The 15,301-nt window shown below is 62.0% G+C and carries 10 protein-coding genes, 1 tRNA gene and 2 pseudogenes; 8 read left to right on the top strand and 5 right to left on the bottom strand.

Going from position 1 to position 15,301, the window contains the following annotated elements; genetic code table 11:
* Window positions 1-132: 132 nt before the first annotated feature.
* Window positions 133-3,483 carry a PAS domain-containing protein gene (locus tag I6F35_RS26530; protein WP_225120610.1) on the bottom strand — a complete coding sequence of 1,117 codons (3,351 nt, stop codon included), beginning with the start codon at window positions 3,481-3,483 and terminating at the stop codon, window positions 133-135.
* 335 nt (window positions 3,484-3,818) lie between these two features.
* Here I6F35_RS26530 and I6F35_RS26525 point away from each other — a divergent pair, with 335 nt between their 5' ends.
* The 3 genes from I6F35_RS26525 to I6F35_RS26515 all read left to right on the top strand — a co-directional run bounded on the left by I6F35_RS26525 (window position 3,819) and on the right by I6F35_RS26515 (window position 5,133).
* On the top strand, window positions 3,819-4,202 hold the full coding sequence (locus I6F35_RS26525) for a phasin (protein WP_225120609.1): 384 nt from the start codon (window positions 3,819-3,821) through the stop codon (window positions 4,200-4,202).
* 245 nt (window positions 4,203-4,447) lie between these two features.
* Window positions 4,448-4,882, top strand: coding sequence for a phasin (locus I6F35_RS26520; protein ID WP_225120608.1), 435 nt, complete (start codon window positions 4,448-4,450; stop codon window positions 4,880-4,882).
* A 174-nt stretch (window positions 4,883-5,056) separates the two neighbouring features.
* Window positions 5,057-5,133, top strand: a tRNA-His gene (locus I6F35_RS26515).
* Window positions 5,134-5,546: 413 nt separating this feature from the next.
* Here the strand turns inward: I6F35_RS26515 and I6F35_RS26510 are convergent.
* A pseudogene (locus tag I6F35_RS26510) lies at window positions 5,547-5,810 on the bottom strand (transposase); the annotation flags it as partial.
* Window positions 5,811-5,817: 7 nt separating this feature from the next.
* Here I6F35_RS26510 and I6F35_RS26505 point away from each other — a divergent pair.
* The 3 genes and pseudogenes from I6F35_RS26505 to I6F35_RS40570 all read left to right on the top strand — a co-directional run.
* A pseudogene (locus I6F35_RS26505) lies at window positions 5,818-5,967 on the top strand (transposase); the annotation flags it as partial.
* A 548-nt stretch (window positions 5,968-6,515) separates the two neighbouring features.
* The gene (locus tag I6F35_RS26500) at window positions 6,516-6,980 is read left to right on the top strand and encodes a (2Fe-2S)-binding protein (protein WP_225120607.1); all 465 of its coding nucleotides are present in this window, start codon (window positions 6,516-6,518) and stop codon (window positions 6,978-6,980) included.
* Entirely contained in the window at window positions 6,977-7,525 is a 549-nt protein-coding gene (locus tag I6F35_RS40570) for an AraC family transcriptional regulator (protein WP_225120606.1), read from the top strand. Before I6F35_RS26500 ends, I6F35_RS40570 begins: the two co-directional genes overlap by 4 nt.
* A 115-nt stretch (window positions 7,526-7,640) precedes the next feature.
* On the opposite strand, the gene ribB is transcribed toward I6F35_RS40570, so the two are convergent.
* The 3 genes from ribB to I6F35_RS26480 all read right to left on the bottom strand — a co-directional run bounded on the left by ribB (window position 7,641) and on the right by I6F35_RS26480 (window position 11,562).
* Window positions 7,641-8,717: a 3,4-dihydroxy-2-butanone-4-phosphate synthase gene (gene ribB, locus I6F35_RS26490; protein WP_225120605.1), complete on the bottom strand. Its 1,077-nt coding sequence runs from the start codon at window positions 8,715-8,717 to the stop codon at window positions 7,641-7,643.
* A 322-nt stretch (window positions 8,718-9,039) separates the two neighbouring features.
* Entirely contained in the window at window positions 9,040-9,666 is a 627-nt protein-coding gene (locus tag I6F35_RS26485) for an Lrp/AsnC family transcriptional regulator (RefSeq protein ID WP_225120604.1), read from the bottom strand.
* Between the two features lie 489 nt (window positions 9,667-10,155).
* A complete protein-coding gene (locus I6F35_RS26480) occupies window positions 10,156-11,562 on the bottom strand; it encodes a helix-turn-helix transcriptional regulator (RefSeq protein WP_225120603.1) in 1,407 nt (468 codons plus the stop codon).
* A gap of 144 nt (window positions 11,563-11,706) precedes the next feature.
* Here I6F35_RS26480 and I6F35_RS26475 point away from each other — a divergent pair, with 144 nt between their 5' ends.
* Both I6F35_RS26475 and I6F35_RS26470 read left to right on the top strand, forming a co-directional pair.
* Window positions 11,707-13,239 (top strand): acyl-CoA carboxylase subunit beta, encoded by a 1,533-nt coding sequence (locus I6F35_RS26475; protein WP_225120602.1) that lies wholly within the window; start codon window positions 11,707-11,709, stop codon window positions 13,237-13,239.
* Window positions 13,240-13,247: 8 nt separating this feature from the next.
* Window positions 13,248-15,263: an acetyl/propionyl/methylcrotonyl-CoA carboxylase subunit alpha gene (locus tag I6F35_RS26470; RefSeq protein ID WP_225120601.1), complete on the top strand. Its 2,016-nt coding sequence runs from the start codon at window positions 13,248-13,250 to the stop codon at window positions 15,261-15,263.
* The last annotated feature ends 38 nt before the right edge of the window (window positions 15,264-15,301 follow it).

Genomic DNA, 15,301 nt, shown 5'->3' with positions numbered 1-15,301 from the left:
GCATCCCGCGGACGCGACACATCCCCGCAGCGCGGTTGCCCGGGTGAAGCGCAGCGTAACCCGGGGCCGCTCGTGAACGCGGATGCACCTGTCCCGGGTTGCGCTGCGCTCCACCCGGACTACGGGATGTGTTCACGCCCGTGCGGCGGCATGGGGAAAGGCGACTTCGATCAGGGTGCCCGAGCGGCCGCCGGTCTTGATGTGGAATCTGGCGCGGTTGGCTTCGACCAGAGCCTTGGTCAGCGACAGGCTGACGGCGGAGCTGTCGGAGGTCTGGTCTGACGGCGCCGGGGTGCGGAACGGCTCGAGCGCGGCGGCGACTTCGTTGTCGTTGAGGCTCTGGCCGGTATCGCGGACGCGCAGCATCACCTCGCCGAAATCGGAAAGCGCGGTCGAGACAATCACCTGGCCCCCGGCATTGGCGAGGTGGATCGAATTGCCGATCAGATTGAGGGTGATCTGGCGCAGCGCGCGCGCATCCGCCAGCACCGGCGGCAGCATATGCGCGAGCGAGGTGCGGATGATGATGCGCTCGCGGTTGGCCTGCGGCTGCATCACCGCGACGCAGCTTTCGACCATTTCATTCAGGTTCTGGTCGGTGAGGGCGAGATCGAGCTTGCCGGTCTCGATCCGCGAGAGATCGAGCAGATCGTTGATGATCGCCAGCACGCGCTCGCCGGAGGCGCGGATGTCCTTCATGTATTCGAGATAGCGCTCGTTGCCGAGCGTGCCGAAACGCTCGCCGATCATCACTTCGGCGAAGCCGATGATGGCGTTCAGCGGCGTGCGCACCTCGTGGCTGATCCGCGCCAGCATGTCGGCCTTCGCGGTTGCCGCGCGCTCGGCAAGGCGCTTGGCTTCGCGCAACTCGCTCTCGCTGTTCTTGGCCTGCGACAGATCGCGGAACACCGCAAAGAAGTTCGGTCCCTCGGCGCGGGTGCGGCCCATCGTGATCGACAGCGGCACGAGCCCGCCCTGGCGCACGCGCCCGAGCGCTTCGCGGCCGTGGTCGAGCAGGCTGGCGACGCCTTCGCCCTTGATGCTCTCGAGATAGTCGAGCACGACCTGCTGGCTTTCGGGCGCAAAGAGATCGGCGAGGTTGCGCTGCACGAGCTCGTCGCCGTCATAGCCGAACAGCGCCTCGGCGCTGCGGTTGCAGGAATTGATGTTGCCCTCGGCATCGAACATCACGATGCCCTCGGCCGCGGTGTCGAGGATGGCGCCGAGCTCTTCGGCATCGGCGAGGCCGGCTCCCGGCGGTACAGGCGGCGGAGGTGCTTCCGTCATCGCCGCCGCGACGGCCGCGCCCTCGTCGCGCCGCTCGGCGAAGATCAAGGCGAGCGCGGAATCGCCGTCCCAGGAGATCGTGTGCAGATGCGCCTCTGCGCTTGCATGGTCGGCCGCGCCGTCCGGCGGGACTGCCGCGATCCGCACCGGCGTGCCGCTGTCGGAGGTGCTGCTCGCGGCCGTGACGCCGGGCTCGACATAGAGCGCATCCAGTCCGCCGGCATCCTCCAGCGCGCGCACGCTCTCATATCCCATCCGCTCCAGGAAGGCGCGATTGGCATAGAGCACGCGATCAAGCCGGTAGATCAGGACGCCGACGGGCATGAGGTCGAGCAGCGCGCGGTCGCGCCTGGCTTCGCCACGCGGTGGCGGCTCGGGCTCCGTCGGCCATTCCTGCGCAGCAGTCGCCGGGATCTCCGCGCTCGGCGCTTCGAAGGCTGGCTCCTGCGGATCCAGAGGCAATGGCGGTGTTTCGACGGCCGTCTCTTCTTCGGTGGCGGACGGCGTCGACGCTGCGACCATCTGGCTTTCGAGCCGCTCCGATAATTGCCGCGCCAATTCGTTGAAGGCGTTGTTCTCGACCGGCGTCAACGACGGCGGCTTCGGCTCGCCGGGCGGACGGAATGGCAGCACGTTGCCGGGCGCCTCGATCGGCGTTTCCGTTGACATGTCCTTGCGCGTATCCAAAGTCGTTTCCAGATCCGTCTGTTGTGAAGTCTCGGACGCTTTCGGCTCGGTCACTTTCGCGTCGGCTATCGATGTCGCGGCGGGCTCTGTCGGCGGTGCGCCGGATGAGACCTCGGGGCGCGGCGGCTCCTGCACCTCAGATCGCTCAGGCTCGGCCGGAATTGTGTCGGCGGACAGGGGCTGGGCCGGTGGTCCACTGAAAAATTCGTAGCGGCGCAGCGCCTCCAGCCGCGCCAGGGCGTCGAAGTCGCGGCAGACGCCGAAGCCGCGATAGCCGGCGAAATTGTGCGCGCTGTCGAAGATGGGCAGACCCGACAATTCGACTGGCAGCCGGCCGCCACCGTCGACCGGCCAGTTCAGCGTGATGCCGCTCCAGGTGTCGTGGGTGGCAAAGGCCTTCATTATCAGGCCTTCGGGATCGAGGCCGAACGTTTCGGCGATGTCGCTCCACAGCCGGCCGAAGCCGGTCGCCGTCTGCACGCCGATCAGCCGCGTGAACTCGTCCGAGCCGAGCGAGAAGCGGCCCTCGCGGTCCATCTGCCACATGAAGCGCAGCGGATAGCGGCGCGTGTTCGGCAGCGGCTCGTCATGCCATGATGGTGTCTTCTCGGACGCGCCGGCGGGCGCGCGTTCATCCGGTGTCGTGTAGAACAGGGGCGTTGCGGCCGGCGCCGCCGGCTCGTCAGCGACCGGTTCGATGAAGGGCGATGGCTCCGCTTCCTCAGGCTCCGGATCCAGCGCGTCGAACAGCGCGAATTCGGCGGGCGCTTCCCCTGAAAGAGCCGGCTGCTCGTAGAACGGCCCAGGCTCCGGGGCGGGCGCCGTTTCCGGCGGGGGAGACTTGGCCCGGGCCTCCGCGGCCTCCGGCACGATCAGCGCGATGAGGCCGACATCCGCGCCGCTGCCGACGCGCTGCAGCACCATGCCGATGCCAACGGAGGTTTCGACCCGGCCCTGCCGGAGCGCCTCATCGCGCGCGGCGTCAAGGCCAGCCTCGGTGAGATTGCGGAAGCCGAGCAGCGCCCGCGCGGCATCGCTGGCGCCGACGAACATGCCGTCGCGCGCGAACGCGGCCATTGGCACCTCGACGCCCCGGACCAGGCGCGCGAGCCGCTCGAGCAGCGGCATCGTGCGGTTGACCGTGCCGCTGGCGGCGGAAATCAGGACGCCATGCCTGCCGTCGGCAAATTCGAGCCGCGAACAGGCGCAGGTCGCGCGCATGCCGAGTGCAGCGCCAAAGCCGCGGAGCCGCTCCAGCCGTACCGCGCTGTTCTGCGGCAGCCGGCCGGCGAGTTGCGCGATCTGCCGCCGATGCGGGTCGGCCGGCCCGAATAGTTTCTCCGAAAGCGCCGCGCTAGTTTCGGCGCCGAACAATTGCGCGCCGACCGGATTGGCCCATAGCACCCGCGTGCCGTCGATCGACCACAGCCATGTGGGCAGCGGGCTCGTCGCATGCACCGCCAGCCGCGGATCGCCGAGGCCCTGCAACTGGAATTCCGCACTATTCATCGCGACAACTTGACCGCACGGTTTCGCTTCTCGCTCGCCGATGGCTGAAAGAAATCGGCGGCCAAACGATGACAGCCTTAACAGACCGTTAGTATCGCAAGTGCGACGCAGCCGGTCCACGGCCTCGCCAAAGCATCCACGATCCAAGCCGCGATAACGTTAACTGGGCCGAACGATCAAGCCCGCTTTCGCGTTGTACCTTGCAAACCGCCGTCAAGGGTCCACGATGGCAAGAACGTCAGGTCATTCGGGCGAGGTCTTTTGACGGTAGGCTGATGCGACCCGAACGGGAGGAAAGGGCCGGAAAAGGCCCGACAGAGGACGAGGAGTGGATCATGAGCAACGATGCACGGGACCGTTTCGACATTCCGAAGGAAGTGCGATCGATGGCGGAGGCGAGCTTCGAGCAGGCCCGCAAGACCTTCGAGAAGTTTCTGGCCAGCGCACAGGAGACCGCAGGCACGCTGGAGGAACGCGGCGCCACGGTTCGCGCTGGCGCCAAGGACATTTCAAGCAAGGCTTTCACTTACGCCGAAAACAACGTCAAGGCGTCGCTGGACTATGCGGAACAGCTCGTGAAGGCCAAGGACGTCAGCGAAGTGATGCGGCTGCACAGCGAATATGTGCAAGGCCAGATGCGTGCGCTGGCGCAGCAGGCGAGCGAAATGGGCCAGGTCGTCAGCCGCGCCGCGATGGACGCGTTCAGGCCGAAATCCTGAGGCTTGGCGCGGCTTTTACCGCTGGTCGGAAACCCGAGCTGACGGACGTCGCACCGCATCGATTTAACGTTGCGTTGCACAAAATTGACATGATAAAGAGGTTTACTTGTCCTGCCCAGGGACAGGGCATTCCGTGAACTAGGAACTAGGCAGCGTGATCCAATTCGACCGTTTTCGGTCCTCGCGGGCCGACGACGTTCGCGATGGGGTCACCGGACTTTACCCCGTTGCGAAGGATGCATGCGATGACCAGTTCGACTGATCCATTTTCCGCTTCGATCATCCCGTTCGAAGTTCCCGAGCAGATGCGCGCGTTCGCCGAAAAGGGCGTTTCCCAGGCGCGCGATAATTACGCCAAGTTCAAGGACGCCGCCGAGGCCCATAACGGCACTATCGAGGCGGTGTTCACCAGCGCCAGCAAGGGCGCGAGCGAATATACTGCCAAGCTGATGGAATTCGTAAAGGCCAACACCACCTCGGCGCTCGATTTCGCCCAGGAGCTGCTGGGGGCCAAGACTCCCTCGGAGGCGCTGGAACTGTGGACCGCGCAGACGCGCAAGTCTTTCGAGACCTTCGGCGCCCAGGCCAAGGAGCTGACTGAACTCAGCCAGAAGGTCGCGAGCCAGACCGCCGAGCCGATCAAGGCCAGCGCCTCGAAATATTACAAGCCCGCCGCCTGATCGAGGCAAAATCACTGAAAAGGCCCGGGCTGCCGAGCTCGGGCCTTTTGTTTTCGATGGGTTTTGGATTTCTCGGGCGCGGGGAAAGTACCGCGTTCGGCCTTGCCAAAGCGGGACGTTGCACCTAGTTTCCGGCCCATTCGAGAGGCCCGTTTCACGGCCTCGTCCGACGATGCAGTTGTAGCTCAGTTGGTTAGAGCGCCTGTCTGTGGAACAGGAGGTCGGTGGTTCGAGCCCACCCAACTGTACCAGCAAAATCAGAAGTTTACGGAAGACATCGAAGGCTGGCGGATTGTCGTAGCTACCAAGTAGCTACCACGAGAGCGCTGGTCTGGTGCATTGCGCTCGCTTAAGCGCGACCGAAATTCACGTGCCTGGGCCAGATGCCGCTTAGTCCGGCCTGTAGGTCGCAGTCGGTGAAGGAAAATGAACGGACTCCGGATCCGCCGGTTAATCGAACTCAACTTGGAACGGGTGATGACACCATGCTCCCTCAAGGCTGAAACGGGGATTCGATTCCCCTAGGGAGCGCCAGAAATTTCAACGACTTACAACTTGCCCCGAAAAGTCGTCGAATGAATAAGCGCGCTGAGATCGTGTCCCTGGGCGTGGTGTAGCTGGCGGTGGGACACCGCGTTCGCCGGCATGGACCGGGCTGGTCAGCCGGAATGCTGACGGCGGGATCATCGCCCAACGGCGCGATGGTTTCCAGCGTCATGTAACGGGCCCGCTGGACGACCCACTCGTCGTTCTGTTCGAGCAGGATCGCGCCGATCAGGCGCACGATGGCGTCTTCATTGGGGAAGATGCCGACCACCTCGGTTCGCCGCTTGATCTCGCAATTGAGACGCTCGATCGGGTTGGTCGAGTGTAGCTTGGTCCGATGCTGCGGCGGGAACGTCATATAGGCGAGCACGTCAGTCTCGGCTTCGTCCAAGCGCGGCCGGCGCGGCGTCAAGCTGGTCGTCTCCGACGCCCATGAGGGGATCAAAGCCACGGTCGGAAAGGTTCTCAACGCCACCTGGCAACGCTGCCGCGTGCACTTCATGCGCAACGCCCTAGCGCATGCCGGCAAGAGCGGGCAGGGGTCTTCTCCACAAGCGTGCGGAGGTTCATCATGTCGTCGGTCATCGGTGGTTCCCCGAATCAGATTGGTGTCGCAACCCAAACCTTACCGACGAATCATCGGTGACCACCCGCAAAGCCGCTCGCTCGCTACGGCGCTATTGGGGAGCGCGCGCAGGCGGCTTTGCTCTACCGAGCTACACCACGCAATGGGACACGACCAATAGCGAACATGCAGGATCAAGGTCCCTCAGCAATATGCTTCCACGAATTGCAGATTTTTACCTAGATTAACTGGTCTGCGCCACCCGACAGCCTAAGGTCCTACCTACCCCGCGGGAGGCCTACTTGGCCAAGATTCCGAAACTAGCGGAGCGTACGGCAGTGATCGCAGAAGCCGTAGACGTGAGATGGTCGTGCAATCGACATCTTGGCTACGTTTGCCGTGTCCAGTCCACGAACATAATTTTGAGAGGGCACCGCGACGATTGAGCAGATGCCGGAGGATCAAGAATATCGCTCAGTCTGTGCCGTCTTAGCGCCGACGAGAACTAGGAGACATATCGAAATGATCGAGCTCACGGTGAACGGGATTAAACGCGAGGTCGACGTCGTTCCCGAGATGCCCTTGCTTTGGGTGCTGCGCGACGAACTCGGCCTCACCAGTACGAAATACGGCTGCGGCATCGCGCAATGCGGCGCCTGCACCGTTCACATCAACGGCAAGGCGGTGAGGTCCTGTCAGGCGCACATTGGCGAGATCGCTGGCAAATCGGTCGTTACCCTTGAAGGGCTGGAGAACAAAGATCAGCATCCGGTCTTGCAAGCCTGGATCGAGCATCAGGTCCCACAATGCGGCTATTGCCAGATCGGGCAGATCATGCAGGCCATCTCGCTTCTTACACGGATCTCCAAGCCAACAGACGAGCAGATCGATCAGGTGATGTCCGGCAATCTGTGCCGGTGCGGAACCTATCCGCGCATCCGCGCAGCGATCCACGCGGCTGCGGCCAAGAAGATGGCGGAGAAGTGAAATGGGCCACATGCAACGCCTTTCCCGTCGCGCCTTCGTTTTCGGCTCCGCGGCTGCTGCATGAGGTCATTCATCGTCTGGCGACACTGGCGCCCCTCTATGATCCGGAAGGTCCGACGGCTCATGTAGTCGCGGTCTTGCTGAACGAACTCATCGAGATGCCGGCAGAGCAATTGCATCTGCCGGCTACGCGCCATTCAAAGTTGCGTGCGATTGCAGATGCCCTCATGGAAAACCTGGCGGATCGCCGCACGGTGGCAGAATGGGGCGAGGCGATGGCACTAGGGGAGCGAACCTTGATGCGCCTCGTCGTCGCCGAGACCGGCATGACGTTCAGTCGATGGCGCCAACAATTGCACATCATCATTGCGCTTCAGCGACTCTCGGCGGGAGATTCCGTGCAATCTGTATCCGAGGTACTCGGCTATGACTCCGTCAGCGCATTTATAACGATGTTCAAGAAAGCGCTCGGCAAATCGCCGGCGCGGTATTTCTCCGACCGTGTCAAGCGAGGCGAACGGACGCCCGAGGTGCATTTCAGCTAGACAAGGTGGCGTTCTGAATTGCCGCTCGCTGTCATGGATCGCCCGAAGGTCCCGCGCGACGATGTTTCGCTGCTCGTAAACAGGACCGGTAATCTCATGACCGGGACCAAGTCTATCAGAGTTGCTCGTTTCCGATGATCTCGATGCCGAATCCCGCAAGCCCTTTGAAGTGATGGGTAGACGATGTCAGATGGCGGATGGAGGTTATGCCGAGATCTCGCAATATCTGCGCCCCAACGCCGATCTCGCGCCACTGCCGATTGCGGTGCTCTTCAGAGGAGGACGATGGGAGCGGGGGTTCCGGCGGAACACCAGCCGCGCCGTCTCTTAGATAGATGAGCACACCACTTCCGTTCTCCTTGAAGCGTTGCAGCACAACGTTCATCTTTGCTTGGACCTGTCCCGAGAACATGTCCCGTATGACGTTCGGCTTGTAGAATCGCGTCAGTACGTTTTTGCCGTCGCCGATCTCGCCATATACGTATGCCACGTGGTGGATCGGATCGAACTGCGTACGGTATGAATATCCCTGCAGCGGACCAATTGGGCTGTCGGCCGTCACACTTGAGACCCTTTCAACCAGCTTCTCACGCGCCTGACGAAAGCCGATGATGTCGGCAATCGTTACGTGCTTCAGAGCGTGCCTGGCTGCGAAATCTCGAACTTGCGAGCCCTTCATCACGGACCCGTCGTCGTTCATCAGCTCACTAATGACTCCCACCGGAGCCAGTCTGGTCAACAAGCACAGGTCCACCGCAGCCTCGGTATGACCCGACCGCATCAGGACGCCGCCCTCGTTTGAAATAAGAGGAAAGATATGGCCTGGGCGTGCAAAGTCGCTTGCACCAACGTTGGGGTTAGCCAGGGCTCGGCAGCAGGATGCGCGTTCTTCAGCTGAGATCCCGGTCCCACCATCAGCTTTGTAATCGATCGATACGGTGAAAGCGGTAGAGTGGTTGGAGTCGTTGTTGATGACCATGGGATCTAGTCTCAATCGACGCGCATGCTCGGACGTGATGGGTGCGCAGACGATTCCGGAGGTATGGCGGATAATAAACGCCATCTTGTCGGTTGAACAAAGCGATGCTCCGACGACGAGATCTCCTTCGCCTTCTCGATCATCATCGTCCGTGACGACGACGATCTCTCCTTCGGAGAATGCTTTCAGGGCGGCATAAATCGACCCAGTCATGTGTCCCTCAGTGCGTTTTGTCCGCTCGATTGCCAAAGGGGTGTTCGACGCGTCCGCTCCGGCGGGTTATCCGCCGCCGCTGATCGAATCTCAAGCAAACAGAAAGATTTTGAATCGTTCCGGTGGAGGTCTTTATTGGTCCGGATAGACGGAGATCAGGGTTGGCGCTGCACAATCCCCTTTCATTCATCCATGTTGGCGTCGAACGGATTGGTCGTCGTCTAGTCTGGATCGATTGAGAATGCACGCGAATGGACCGTCCGATTGCCCGTGACCGGAGACGTTCTAGACGGTCCTTTCCGACACCGCGCATTGCTCGGCGCTAAAGGCCTGCTGTGCTGTGAGCAAAGATTCTCGAGTTCTCAGTGTTCATTCCGCCATCGAGCCGAGCCTGAGCTGGCGCATCATACTGAGGTTTGGCGGGTCTCTCTATGCGCCTGGAAGCCAAGTTGCCCGACTTGATCTGAACGGGACGGTTTGCGTCGATAGGGAGCACCGTCTTGTAAGAAATCCGCTTCAACGCCAGGCTTGATCGAATGCTGGAAACACCGGCAATACGTGAGAGCTTGTTCACGATCAGGTCTTCAAGAGCTTCGATGTCTGATACCATGACTCGAAGAAGATAATCGCTATCCCCCGTCATCAAATAGCACTCCATCACCTCACTCAGGCGATCTATCGTGCGAGTAAAGCTGTCGAGGGACGGTTGAGCCTGCTTTTCAAGCTTAACCTGTATAAAGGCAGTGACGCCGATACCGAGAACTGCCGGGTCCAACACGGCAATTCTCCTGTCAATGACTCCCAATTTTTCGAGCGTGCGCACTCGAGCAAGGCAGGGGGATGGTGAGAGATTGACGCGGGAAGCGAGCTCCACGTTGGTTAAGCTGGCGTTCAGCTGCAGTTCGTTCAGGATCTTGATATCGATCCTATCCAAAGCCGTCGTCGTCATATCGGTTCCTCCTGTGGGCAAGCGTTCATCAATGCATCGAGGCCCGGCCCCTCGCGTTATCTCGCGTGATGACATCTCGATGAAACAAATGCTAACCGCTGCCCGGGGATGTAGAATTTCGATAAAATGACGACTTATATCGAAAAACGGACAATCTAATTGCCTGCGCCAAACGCGAAGCTTCGAAAGGTCTGCCAATTGCCAAAGCCCTGAGCAATGCGCTTGCAGAATCAGCAATCGCTTTTCGCCTGCATTGCTTTGCTCTGGGATGATGGGCGGCCTTCGCCGCCGATATCGTGATGCGCATCGCCCTAATGACCGGCCATCCGGCTTGTAGTCATGCTGGCGCCTGCGAGACAGGTGGTTCCGTGCATCGTCGCAAAGTGAAAAGTCAACGCCCCTTTGCTCTCGGCTTTCTTAGAGCCGTTACACTGTCGCGTGGCAAGCAGGAACGGTCATCTTGAGGTCGGCACTATCTCTCGCTACGATCTAGCTCGAAATGTGGTATGGCAATATATCCCTGCGGTCCCGGTCGATTTTAAGCTTGCTGTTAAGCGGAGGAATCGCTCGCTGAGGGCAGCTGCTACGGTCGCAGATCCGACAAGAGATACCAATTGGGTCGTAGGCGCCCTTGTTCGTCAGGTCGAGCCCATCCGCATATACGAAATCCTTGGCGTAGGAGACCTCACACCCCAACGCTATGGCATAGCGCGGCCGAGGGGAGCCAAAGCCGCCCCGACCCTTCGAAAGTTCGGTTGCAATACAAAGAAATCGAACTCCGTCTGGCGTCTCGGCGAGTTGCCGGATGATTTGACTAGGTGCCTCGAACGCTTGATGAGCGTTCCAGAGAGGGCACGCCGCGCCGTAACGTGCGAACTGCAGCTTTGCCGCGCTATGTCGCTTTGTGATGTTTCCGGCGCGGTCCAGCCGAGCGAAGAAGACCGGCGCCCCTTTGGAGCCGGGTCGTTGCAGGGTCGACAATCGATGGGCGACCTGTTCGAGGCTCGCGCCGAACCTGGTGGCGATCAGCTCCAGGTCGTGCCGTAGATCTCGAGCGGATTGCAGGAATCGTTGATAGGGCAGAATGAGAGCGCCGGCGAAGTAGTTACGCAGTCCGGCCGCGCAAACATTCCGCGCATCGCCAGATCGAAAAGCCGCTTGGTCGGCAATCTGGCCAATGCGTTCTTCCTCCTCGAGGGCGGCGATTTGGAGCGCAATCTGGAAATTTCGGGTTGGCGTGGGAAGATAGGGGCTCAGCCACAAGGTGCGGGATGCACGATCGAAGTGCCGTAACGACGTTTCGTGGGGCCCGCTCTGGCGTATCTGCACTCCGTGTCGGGAGTCCAGGTGGCTGACCAGTGCCGTGGTCGTATTGCTGTCGGGAATGCTGAGGCGTCCGGCGAGGGCCTCGGCCGCGGTATCCAACTCGTGGACGTAATTGTCGACCAGATGAAAGAAATCGCGGACTTCTTCGTAAGCCGTCGGTTCGCCAGCCCAGTTGACGATCTGCCCGTCGAGACTGGCGAGCTGCTCGCCGTTGCGTCGGTACGCCTGGTGAGCGTTGAGGAGCGCTTGCGCAAAACCCGGCGCGTTCTGAACGACGAGTTTCAGCTCCTGGATGTTGGGCGCGTAGGGCGCAAAAATCGGATCGGCCAGCGCTTCCGTCAGCATCGACATGACCCTGTCGTTGTCGTTGATCGACAGAGAGCTGAGGTCGATCTGAAAACGTTCCGCAAGAAGCACCAAGACAGAGGCCGAAACCGGCCTCTGATTGTTCTCGATCTGGTTCAGATAGCTGAGGGAAATTCCCAGCCGCTCAGCGAAGGCCGCTTGGGTGAGCTTCGTGCTCTCCCTCACCTCGCGGAATCGTCGCCCGATGAAAAGCTTGCCGGCCATTTGCAACTTCGCAATTTGCTATTTGCAAAATTGTAACATGTGCAAATGCGCGTCTTCAAGTCTTCCCAAGGCCGATATTGGGTGTGTATCGCGGGAGAAGCAGGTCCGCCGTACCGCAACGGCAGGCCACCGAGGGAGAGTTCCGTGATCTCGACCATTGAAATCCTTGAAGACCGTCGTGCCGGCGCAAAGCTCGGCGGCGGGGAGAAGCGCATCGAGGCGCAGCACGCCCGCGGCAAGCTGACGGCACGCGAGCGCATCGAGCTGTTGCTCGACAAGGGCTCGTTCGAGGAATTCGACATGTTCGTCGAGCACCGCTCCACCGAATTCGGCATGGAGAAGACCAAGGTGCCCGGCGACGGCGTCGTCACGGGATGGGGCACCGTCAACGGCCGCAAGACGTTCGTGTTCGCCAAGGACTTCACGGTGTTCGGCGGTTCACTGTCGGAGACCCATGCGCTGAAGATCACGAAGCTGCAGGACATAGCGATGAAGGCGCGGGCGCCAATCATCGGCCTCTACGACGCCGGTGGCGCCCGCATCCAGGAGGGCGTCGCCGCGCTCGCCGGCTATTCCTACGTGTTCCGCCGCAACGTGCTCGCCTCGGGCGTGATTCCGCAGATCTCGGTGATCATGGGCCCCTGCGCCGGCGGCGACGTCTATTCGCCCGCGATGACCGACTTGATCTTCATGGTGAAGAACACCAGCTACATGTTCGTCACCGGTCCCGACGTGGTGAAGACCGTCACCAACGAGGTCGTCACGGCGGAAGAGCTCGGCGGCGCCTCCGTGCATGCCACGCGCTCCTCGATCGCCGACGGCGCCTTCGAGAACGACGTTGAGACGCTGCTGCAGATGCGGCGCCTGATCGACTTCCTGCCGTCCAACAATTCGGATGGCGTGCCGGAATGGCCGAGCTTTGACGACATCGAGCGGGTGGACATGTCGCTCGACACTCTCATCCCCGACAATCCGAACAAGCCCTACGACATGAAGGAGCTGGTGCTGAAGGTCGTGGACGAGGGCGACTTCTTCGAGATCGCGGAGAGCTTCGCCAAGAACATCGTCACCGGCTTCGGCCGCATCGCGGGCCGCACCGTCGGCTTCGTCGCCAATCAGCCGATGGTGCTGGCCGGGGTGCTCGACAGCGACGCATCCCGCAAGGCCGCGCGTTTCGTGCGTTTTTGTGATGCCTTCAACATCCCGATCGTGACCCTTGTCGACGTTCCGGGCTTCCTGCCGGGCACCGCGCAGGAATATGGCGGCCTGATCAAGCACGGCGCCAAGCTGCTGTTCGCCTATTCGCAATGCACGGTGCCGCTCGTCACCATCATCACCCGCAAGGCCTATGGCGGCGCCTTCGACGTCATGGCCTCCAAGGAAATCGGCGCCGACCTGAACTACGCCTGGCCGACCGCGCAGATCGCGGTGATGGGCGCCAAGGGCGCGGTGGAGATCATCTTCCGCTCCGACATCGGCGACCCCGACAAGATCGCCGCGCGCACCAAGGAATACGAAGACCGCTTCCTGTCGCCGTTCATCGCCGCCGAGCGCGGCTACATCGACGACGTCATCATGCCGCACTCGACGAGAAAGCGGATCGCAAGAGCGCTCGGCATGCTGAAGGACAAGAAGGTCGAGACGCCGGCCAAGAAGCACGACAATCTGCCGTTGTGAGACGAGAAGTGTTTAAGAAGATCCTGATCGCCAATCGCGGCGAAATCGCTTGCCGGGTCATCAAGACCGCCCGCAAGATGGGAATTCAGACGGTTGCGGTCTATTCCGAGGCCGACCGCGACGCCCTCCATGTCGAGATGGCCGACGAGGCCGTGCTGATCGGCCCGCCGGCTGCGGCCGAGAGCTATCTTGTGATCGAGAAGATCGTCGAGGCATGCAAAAAGACGGGTGCCGAGGCCGTGCATCCCGGCTACGGCTTCCTGTCCGAGCGCGAGGCGTTTCCGCGCGCGCTGGAGGCGGCCGGCATCGTCTTCATCGGCCCGAACCCGGGCGCGATCGCGGCGATGGGCGACAAGATCGAATCCAAGAAGGCCGCCGCCAAGGCCAAGGTCTCGACCGTGCCGGGCTATCTCGGCGTCATCGAGGACGACAAGCACGCGGTGGGGATCGCCGACGAGATCGGCTACCCCGTCATGATCAAGGCCTCCGCCGGCGGCGGCGGCAAGGGCATGCGCATCGCCCATTCCAAAGCCGAGGTCGCCGAGGGCTTCAACCTCGCCAAGGCCGAGGCGAAAGCCTCGTTCGGCGACGACCGCGTCTTCGTCGAGAAGTTCATCGTCGATCCCCGCCACATCGAGATCCAGGTGCTGGGCGACAAGCACGGCAACGTGATCTATCTCGGCGAGCGCGAATGCTCGATCCAGCGCCGCAACCAGAAGGTCATCGAGGAAGCGCCGTCGCCGCTGCTCGACGAGGAGACCCGCCGCAAGATGGGCGAGCAGGCCGTCGCGCTGGCGAAAGCCGTGCACTACGATTCCGCCGGTACCGTCGAGTTCGTCGCCGGGCAGGACAAGAGCTTCTATTTCCTCGAGATGAACACGCGCCTCCAGGTCGAGCATCCCGTCACCGAGCTCGTCACCGGCGTCGATCTCGTCGAGCAGATGATCCGCGTCGCGAGCGGCGAGAAGCTCGCCATCGCGCAGAAGGACGTCACGCTCACGGGGTGGGCGGTGGAATCGCGGCTCTACGCCGAAGACCCGTTCCGCAACTTCCTGCCCTCGATCGGGCGTCTGGTGAAATACCGTCCGCCGGCGAAGCTTAGCAAGGACGGCATCACCGTGCGCAACGACACCGGCGTGCAGGAGGGCGGCGAGATCTCGATCCACTACGATCCGATGATCGCCAAGCTCGTCACGCATGCGCCCTCGCGCGCCGCCGCGATCGAGGCGCAGGCGACCGCGCTCGACGCATTCTATGTCGACGGCATCCGTCACAACATCCCGTTCCTGTCGGCGCTGATGCACCATCCGCGCTGGCGCGAAGGCCGGCTCTCGACCGGCTTCATCGCCGAGGAATTCCCCAAGGGTTTTGCGGTGCGCGTGCCCGAAGGCGAAGTCGCCCGGCGGTTCGCTGCGGTCGGTGCCGCCATCGATCACGTGCTCGGGGAGCGCAAGCGGCAGATCTCGGGCCAGATGGGCGGCCGCGTCGTGCAGCGCGAGCGCCGCCGCGCGGTCTGGCTCGACCGCCAGGAAATCCAGCTCGAGGTCGGACGTGAGGGCGAGGCGATCGCGATCCGCTTCATCGATGCCGAGGGTAAGGCCGGCAATGCGCATCTATTACAGTCGCCGTGGAAGCCGGGCGATCCAGTCTGGCAGGGCACCATCGACGGCCACTTCGTCGCGGTGCAGGCGCGTCCCATCGCCAACGGCATCCGCCTCGCGCATCAGGGCGTCGAGGTGCCGGTCTATGTCTGGACCAAGGCCGAGGCGGCCTCCGCGCGGCTGATGCCGGTGATGACGGCCTCCGACAGCGGCAATAAGCTGCTCTGCCCGATGCCGGGCCTCGTCGTTTCGATCGCGGTGAGCGAGGGGCAGGAGGTCAAGGCCGGCGAGACGCTGGCGGTGGTCGAAGCCATGAAGATGCAGAACGTGCTACGCGCCGAGCACGACGGCACCGTGAAGAAGATCCACGCCAGCGCCGGCGCGACGCTGGCGGTGGACGCTCTGATTTTGGAGTTTGCCTGAATACTGCAAGAGATCGCGACCTGAGATGGGCAGCCTTC

Source organism: Bradyrhizobium sp. BRP22, assembly GCF_020194175.1.
Taxonomy (GTDB): Bacteria; Pseudomonadota; Alphaproteobacteria; order Rhizobiales; family Xanthobacteraceae; genus Bradyrhizobium.
Note: the sequence above shows the minus strand (reverse complement) of the source record. Positions and strands in the feature narration are given on the sequence as shown.

What these genes read in the sequence shown, in the direction of transcription:
- I6F35_RS26500 (WP_225120607.1), top strand. Translation starts at nt 6,516, where the DNA reads ATGATCGAGCTCACGGTGAACGGGATTAAACGCGAGGTCGACGTCGTT.
- I6F35_RS26480 (WP_225120603.1), bottom strand. Translation starts at nt 11,562, where the DNA reads ATGGCCGGCAAGCTTTTCATCGGGCGACGATTCCGCGAGGTGAGGGAG.
- ribB (WP_225120605.1), bottom strand. Translation starts at nt 8,717, where the DNA reads ATGACTGGGTCGATTTATGCCGCCCTGAAAGCATTCTCCGAAGGAGAG.
- I6F35_RS26525 (WP_225120609.1), top strand. Translation starts at nt 3,819, where the DNA reads ATGAGCAACGATGCACGGGACCGTTTCGACATTCCGAAGGAAGTGCGA.
- I6F35_RS26520 (WP_225120608.1), top strand. Translation starts at nt 4,448, where the DNA reads ATGACCAGTTCGACTGATCCATTTTCCGCTTCGATCATCCCGTTCGAA.
- I6F35_RS26485 (WP_225120604.1), bottom strand. Translation starts at nt 9,666, where the DNA reads ATGACGACGACGGCTTTGGATAGGATCGATATCAAGATCCTGAACGAA.
- I6F35_RS26530 (WP_225120610.1), bottom strand. Translation starts at nt 3,483, where the DNA reads ATGAATAGTGCGGAATTCCAGTTGCAGGGCCTCGGCGATCCGCGGCTG.